Origin of the sequence: Staphylococcus sp. HMSC068C09, assembly GCF_001813735.1 — a bacterium.
GTDB classification, from domain to species: Bacteria; Bacillota; Bacilli; order Staphylococcales; family Staphylococcaceae; genus Staphylococcus; species Staphylococcus hominis.
Map to the genome: position 1 here is coordinate 1 of NZ_KV813735.1, position 6,898 is coordinate 6,898.

The window sequence follows — 6,898 nt, forward strand, 5'->3', positions numbered from 1 at the left end:
TTAGCTATATTTTTTACTTTGCAACAGAACCTTCTCCTCTAATCAAGCGGTCAAAAAAGTTCCCTAATGCTCCACCTAGCAACAGTGATAAGGCAAAAGAGATTCGTCGGTTATTCCTTCCTTCTGTTTGTAAATAATAAATGATACCCAGTACAACAATTAACGTTACAATAATAAAAAACCAGCGTTGACCTTGCAAAATTCCAAATGTTGCTCCTTTATTTCGAAGAGAAGTAATATGGAATACTCCTTCCCATAAAGGAATGGTTTGACCTATTTCCATCCATTTGACAATCGCAGATTTCCATAGTTGATCAATGATTAAAACGATGACTGCAATGATATAGTAGATCCTGATTCTCCTCCTCCAATATTCATTATTTTAAAGTATACCATGATATAACGAAAAAATGTATATTTTATTGTTGCAATAAAACGTTATATTATTTATATTAATATATATATATACAAACAATAATTTGAATGTTATTGTATACACTAATTACAGAGGAGGGGTTGTTTTGAGTATTACTTCCATAAATAAAAAAGAACATGATTTAGATGGTATAAAATCAAGGGGAAAAGATGCTTGTGAGACATTTATATTTGACCCAGAAAAGGTTGAGCGCCGTCAGCAGGAAGTCGGTCAAACGGATGGCTTATCACAATTGTTTAAAGTTTTTGCGGATGATACACGGTTGAAAATTGTTTATGCACTTACGCAAGAAGATGAAATGTGTGTCTGTGATGTAGCAACGATTATTGGTTCTACGAATGCTACTGCTTCACACCACCTACGTATGTTACGTAATATGGGGCTTGCCGAGTATCGTAAAAAAGGGAAGATGGTTTTTTATAGGCTAGTAAGTAATCATGTGCATCACCTTATGCAAGAAGCACTACAGTTGAAGGAAAAGAAGTAAATGTGATGAGTGTTGGGAAAAATTAGTTAAAATGTTACAAACAACTCAGTCCTCCGTTTTACATGATGGAATGCAGTTGCTCAAAAATAAATCATAAAAATTACCTAAGAAAAGACCATTAGATAAAAAATCATCTCAGGAGATTTAAGCCCTGGTATCCACTGAGACTTAAATCTTGTTTTTTCTCTGAATTGTACCCTGATGGTCCAAATTATTTGTGAAATGGAATGAATTAAAGTAAGGAGAGTTTGTAATGTTCTCATGGACTGTAGTATCTCTTGTGTTACTCACAAGTATAGCTAATCTTGTTGGAGGACTTATTGTCGTGAGAAAAGAATGGTCCCCAAAGCTCTTACATATTTAATGGCTTTTAGTGCAGGTTTTCTTTTATCCATAGGTATTCTTGATCTAATGCCAGAAGGATTAGAAAATTCACCTGAAAATGGAATCTATATATTAATAGGATTTTTAGTATTATTTGCCTTTCAAAGAATCCTCACAACTCATTTTCATTTCGGCTATGAAACACATGAGGATAAACTCAGTAAAAAAACGGGCGGTTTAGGTGCCTTTATCGGAATGACTATTCATAGTTTCTTTGATGGGGTCTCCATTGTTGCGGGATTCGAAGTAAGCAGTGAATTAGGTTTCCTTGTGTTTGTTGCTGTATTACTTCATAAAATACCAGATGGCTTAACCATTTCTTCGATTGTTCTTGTAGTATTTAATGACAGGAAAAAGGCGTTTATTGCCTCTGCAGTACTGGCTTTGGCTACTATATTTGGAGGGGCTTTAGTATGGCTACTCAGTGACACAGAATTTGCAGCTGAAGTACTTGGCGATTCTTTTGCAAGAATTGCTTTGTCCTTTTCAGCAGGTGTTTTTCTATATGTTGCAGCAACGGACTTACTTCCAGTTGTTAATCAATCTGAAAATCGAAAAACTGGTCTTTACGTTTTGCTTGGTGTAGCTGTTTTCTATATAGCTTCTTGGATCATAGGAGTTGTTGGGTTGGAATGAAAATATTAAAGGAATAGCCTTGAATAATCAGTTGAGGAAATTAAACAGAAAAGTTGAGTTTAGTCTTAGCAAAAAAAGAAATAAAATACAATCAAATAATCATTTGACTATCTATATATGTGTGGATATATAATAGCAACAGAACATAACGTAATATTCAAATGAATATCATAATGAGAGGTGGCCAAGAATATAGGAATTCCACATGCATTGATTGATAAAAGATACATTGGTTAATTAAGAAGGAGGTTATTAAATATGAGTGAAGCAACGAAGCCATTAGAGAAGAAATATGTCTATCGTGTTGATGGATTTTCATGCGCAAACTGTGCAGGAAAGTTTGAAAGAAATGTTAAAAAAATTCCGGGAGTAGAGGATGCAAAAGTAAATTTTGGAGCATCCAAAATTTCCGTTTACGGAGAAGCAACGGTTGAAGAATTAGAAAAAGCAGGTGCCTTTGAGAACCTTAAAGTGGCTCCAGAAAAACCTAGACGGCAGGCTCCGCAAGAGGTTAAAAAAGACAAAAATATATATCGTGTTGAAGGGTTTTCATGCGCAAACTGTGCAGGAAAGTTTGAAAGAAATGTTAAAAAAATTCCGGGAGTAGAGGATGCAAAAGTAAATTTTGGAGCATCCAAAATTTCCGTTTACGGAGAAGCAACGATTGAAGAATTAGAAAAAGCAGGTGCTTTTGAGAATCTTAAAGTGGCCTCTGAAAAACCTGTACGGCAAGCTACACAAGAGATTAACCAGGAAAAAGAGGATGAAAAAGAAGAAAAAGTGCCATTCTATAAAAAGCACAGTACTTTACTCTATTCGACCTTATTGATTGTTTTCGGATATCTTTCAGTCTTTGTTAATGGGGATGAGAACATTGTTACTACATTATTATTTGTAGCATCGATGTTAATAGGAGGATTATCGCTTTTTAAAGTTGGTTTCCAAAACTTGTTACGCTTTGAATTTGACATGAAAACACTTATGACTGTTGCAGTTATAGGTGGTGCGATTATAGGAAAATGGGCAGAAGTTTCTGTTGTTGTCATACTCTTTGCAATTAGTGAAGCTCTAGAACGATTTTCTATGGATAAAGCGAGACAATCAATTCGATCATTAATGGATATTGCACCTAAAGAGGCACTTGTTAGACGAAAAGGTCAAGAAATGATGATTCATGTAGATGATATTGCAGTTGGAGATATTATGATTGTCAAACCTGGTCAAAAGATTGCCATGGACGGGATGGTTGTAAGTGGGTACTCTGCTGTTAATCAAGCTGCCATTACAGGTGAGTCAGTCCCTGTTGAAAAAGCGGTTGATGATGAAGTATTTGCAGGTACTCTAAATGAAGAAGGATTACTTGAAGTAGAAATAACTAAATTAGTAGAAGATACAACCATTTCAAAAATTATTCATCTTGTAGAGGAAGCACAGGGAGAACGAGCATCATCTCAAGCCTTTGTAGAAAAATTTGCGAAATATTATACTCCGATCATCATGATCATAGCTGCGTTAGTTGCTGTAGTTCCACCATTATTCTTTGGGGCTAGTTGGGAAACATGGGTTTATCAAGGTTTAGCTGTTTTAGTCGTTGGTTGTCCATGTGCGTTGGTTATTTCCACCCCGATTTCGATTGTTTCAGCAATTGGAAATGCAGCGAAAAAGGGTGTCCTAATAAAAGGTGGCGTTTATTTAGAAGAAATGGGTGCCTTAAAGGCCATTGCTTTCGATAAAACAGGTACTTTGACAAAAGGTGTCCCTGTTGTAACTGACTTCAATGTGTTGAACAAACAGGTAGATGAAAATGAAATGCTATCCATCATTACTGCATTAGAGTATCGTTCTCAGCACCCTCTTGCATCAGCAATCATGAAAAGAGCAGAAGAGGCGAATATTTCTTATTCAGATGTTGTGGTAGATGACTTCTCTTCCATTACAGGAAAAGGAATTAAGGGTACTGTAGACGGAACGACCTATTATATTGGAAGTCCAAAACTATTTAAGGAACTGTCAAACTCTAGTTTTGATAAGAATTTAGAGAAAAAAGTTGCAACTCTTCAAAATCAAGGGAAAACTGCTATGGTTGTTGGAACTGACAAAGAAATACTAGCTATTATTGCAGTAGCAGATGAAGTACATGAATCAAGTAAAGAAGTCATTCAAAAACTACATCAACTTGGCATCAAAAATACAATTATGCTTACCGGTGATAATAAAGGTACTGCGAATGCCATTGGAAGTCATGTCGGAGTAAAAGAAGTTCAGGCTGAATTAATGCCTCAGGATAAATTGGATTATATTAAACAATTGAAATCGGAATACAACAACGTAGCTATGATTGGCGATGGTGTCAATGATGCACCTGCATTGGCAGCTTCCACTGTTGGAATTGCAATGGGTGGAGCTGGTACTGATACAGCATTAGAAACGGCGGACGTTGCACTAATGGGAGATGATTTAAGAAAACTTCCGTTTACGGTAAAACTAAGTCGAAAAGCGCTAAACATAATAAAAGCTAACATTACTTTTGCAATTGCTATTAAATTTATTGCCTTATTATTGGTTATTCCAGGTTGGTTAACACTCTGGATTGCGATTCTTTCAGATATGGGTGCAACTCTTCTTGTAGCGTTGAACAGTTTACGACTTATGCGAGTGAAAGAGTAAGAGTAAAAAGGGCTTTCCATTTAGAAAGCCCTTTTAATCAAAATGTAGATTATTTTTTATAAATTGTCTAATAAGAGAAGAAAAATAGGTGAAAATAAGAAAAAGGTTAGACACATATTACACAACTATATTCTTGAGTACAAATAGTAATTATAGTTACTTATCAAAGGAGGAATCTAGGATGACTGGAGAAGTGAAAAAAGATGTAGACCTTTTAGTGATAGGAGCAGGGTCTGGAGGTTATGTGGCGGCAATACGTGCTGCCCAGTTAGGAAAAAAGGTGGTACTGGTTGATAAGGCGGAGTTAGGAGGAGTTTGCCTTAATCGAGGGTGTATCCCTTCAAAAGCTCTTATTAGTGCATCTGAACGAGTCAAACACATTAAACATGCCAATACAATGGGGCTTAAGGTTTCGGGTGAGGTTCAAGTTGATATGCCAGAAGTAGTAAAGTGGAAGGACGGAATCGTGAACAAGCTAACAGATGGGATTCGCACCTTGTTAAAAGGAAATGGTGTAGAGGTCATCAGTGGGGAAGCCTATCTCACTGAAGCACATATTGCAAAAATAAAAATAGAGGACGAGGAACAGATTTTTTCCTACAAAGATTTAATTCTTGCAATAGGTTCTTTGCCAGTCGAGTTAAAAAGTATGCCATTTGATCAAAAAAGAATCATTTCTTCAACGGAGGCATTGCAACTACAGGAAGTACCCAATCATTTAGTTGTGGTAGGTGGTGGTTATATCGGTTTAGAGTTAGGTACTGCTTATGCAAAGTTTGGGGCAAAAGTGACCATCCTTGAGGGATCGGATACAATTTTGTCCGGGACAGATCCTATCCTAACAAAAACAGTAAAACGTCATTTAAAGGAAATTGGAATCACTGTTATAACGGATGCCCTTGTTCAAGGTGGAGAAAATACAGGCGATGAAGTTAACGTCCATGTTCAAGTTGATGGAAAGGAAGAAATTATTCAAGGTGATTATTGCTTAGTTTCTATTGGGAGAAAACCAAACACAGGTAAAATTGGTCTGGAAAATATCGGAGTAGTATTAGACGACCAAGGATTTATTAAGATAAATAACAAATGTCAAACAAACATTGAACATGTTTATGCAATAGGGGATTGTGCTGGTGGTGACCTCCTTGCTCATAAAGCTAGTTATGAAGCAAAGATAGCAGCCGAAGTGATCAGTGGTCAAAATAGTGTGATTGATTTTCAAGCGATGCCTTTTGTTATCTTCAGCGATCCTGAAGTAGCCTATACAGGTTTAACAGAGAAGGAAGCAAAGGAAAAAGGATACGAAACAGTATCCAGTCGTTTTCCATTCCAAGCAAATGCTAGGGCGTTATCTGTCTCGGATGCAGATGGCTTTGTACAAGTTGTAGCCGAAAAGAATACGAAAAGAGTGTTAGGAGTACAGATGGTTGGACCAGAGGTATCCTCTCTGATTGCAGAGGCTGTTTTTGCGATTGAGGCTGGGGCAAATGCGGAAGATCTTAGCCTTACGATTCATGCTCATCCTACCTTACCAGAGACACTTATGGAAGCAGCAGAAGGTGTGATGGGACATGCTACACATATGTTGAATAAAAAGCAATAATGTGAATGCAGGCCAACCTGCACTTTTTCATAAGTGCAGGTTGAATTTTTATTAATGGATGGAGACTCATGCACATTTTGTATTGATAGATGTATTACTGTATAAAATTCCTGATGGTATGGATTAATCACTATTCATGAATTTCTAATGAACTGGGTTAATACAAATTATGAAATATATCCAATCGTTTTTCTGACTGTTTATGAACGATGAAGGAGTTGATATAAATGAATTTAATTTTAACTATTCTCTCTGCTTTAGGTTCTTTTATAGTAACCAATGTCGATGATATTTTTGTCTTGATGTTACTGTTCTCTCAAGCAAGGTCACAAGCTAAAACGGGTAACAGTGGAATAGTTAGCATGGAGTCGAAAGGAAACCGTATTTATCCAAGAGATATAGTCATTGGCCAATATCTTGGTTTTGCACTTTTAGTTTTAATCAGTCTTTTAGCAACATTTGGAGTAACACTCATTCCTGATCAGTGGGTAGGTTTGCTAGGATTAATACCGATGTATCTAGGAGTAAAACTCTTTATAAAGGGTGAAGATGAGGATGAAGGTAACATTCTTTCCAACTTAAACAAATTTAATAAGTTCTATTTAAGTGTAGCCTTTATCACATTCGCCAATGGCGGAGACAATATTGGAATTGGTTCTGTTGCAAAGTAAAAAATATAGCTAAC

At 36.3% G+C, this 6,898-nt stretch carries 5 protein-coding genes and 1 pseudogene; 5 read left to right on the top strand and 1 reads right to left on the bottom strand.

The window, feature by feature from the left end:
- Positions 1-13 precede the first annotated feature (13 nt).
- On the bottom strand, positions 14-358 hold the full coding sequence (gene lspA / locus HMPREF2930_RS01380) for a signal peptidase II (RefSeq protein WP_172952307.1): 345 nt from the start codon (positions 356-358) through the stop codon (positions 14-16).
- A gap of 163 nt (positions 359-521) precedes the next feature.
- On the opposite strand from lspA, the gene HMPREF2930_RS01385 reads away from it, so the two are divergent.
- The 5 genes and pseudogenes from HMPREF2930_RS01385 to HMPREF2930_RS01405 all read left to right on the top strand — a co-directional run.
- Positions 522-923: an ArsR/SmtB family transcription factor gene (locus HMPREF2930_RS01385; RefSeq protein WP_002454665.1), complete on the top strand. Its 402-nt coding sequence runs from the start codon at positions 522-524 to the stop codon at positions 921-923.
- A 363-nt stretch (positions 924-1,286) separates the two neighbouring features.
- Positions 1,287-1,943: a ZIP family metal transporter gene (locus HMPREF2930_RS01390; RefSeq protein ID WP_231451779.1), complete on the top strand. Its 657-nt coding sequence runs from the start codon at positions 1,287-1,289 to the stop codon at positions 1,941-1,943.
- Between the two features lie 258 nt (positions 1,944-2,201).
- Positions 2,202-4,610: a heavy metal translocating P-type ATPase gene (locus tag HMPREF2930_RS01395; RefSeq protein WP_017175362.1), complete on the top strand. Its 2,409-nt coding sequence runs from the start codon at positions 2,202-2,204 to the stop codon at positions 4,608-4,610.
- Between the two features lie 181 nt (positions 4,611-4,791).
- Positions 4,792-6,213, top strand: a complete 1,422-nt coding sequence (lpdA, locus tag HMPREF2930_RS01400; protein ID WP_002504088.1) for a dihydrolipoyl dehydrogenase — start codon at positions 4,792-4,794, stop codon at positions 6,211-6,213.
- Positions 6,214-6,440: 227 nt separating this feature from the next.
- A pseudogene (locus HMPREF2930_RS01405) lies at positions 6,441-6,866 on the top strand (cadmium resistance transporter); the annotation flags it as partial.
- Between the last annotated feature and the right edge of the window lie 32 nt (positions 6,867-6,898).

What these genes read in the sequence shown, in the direction of transcription:
- HMPREF2930_RS01390 (WP_231451779.1), top strand. Translation starts at nt 1,287, where the DNA reads ATGGCTTTTAGTGCAGGTTTTCTTTTATCCATAGGTATTCTTGATCTA.
- lpdA (WP_002504088.1), top strand. Translation starts at nt 4,792, where the DNA reads ATGACTGGAGAAGTGAAAAAAGATGTAGACCTTTTAGTGATAGGAGCA.
- HMPREF2930_RS01395 (WP_017175362.1), top strand. Translation starts at nt 2,202, where the DNA reads ATGAGTGAAGCAACGAAGCCATTAGAGAAGAAATATGTCTATCGTGTT.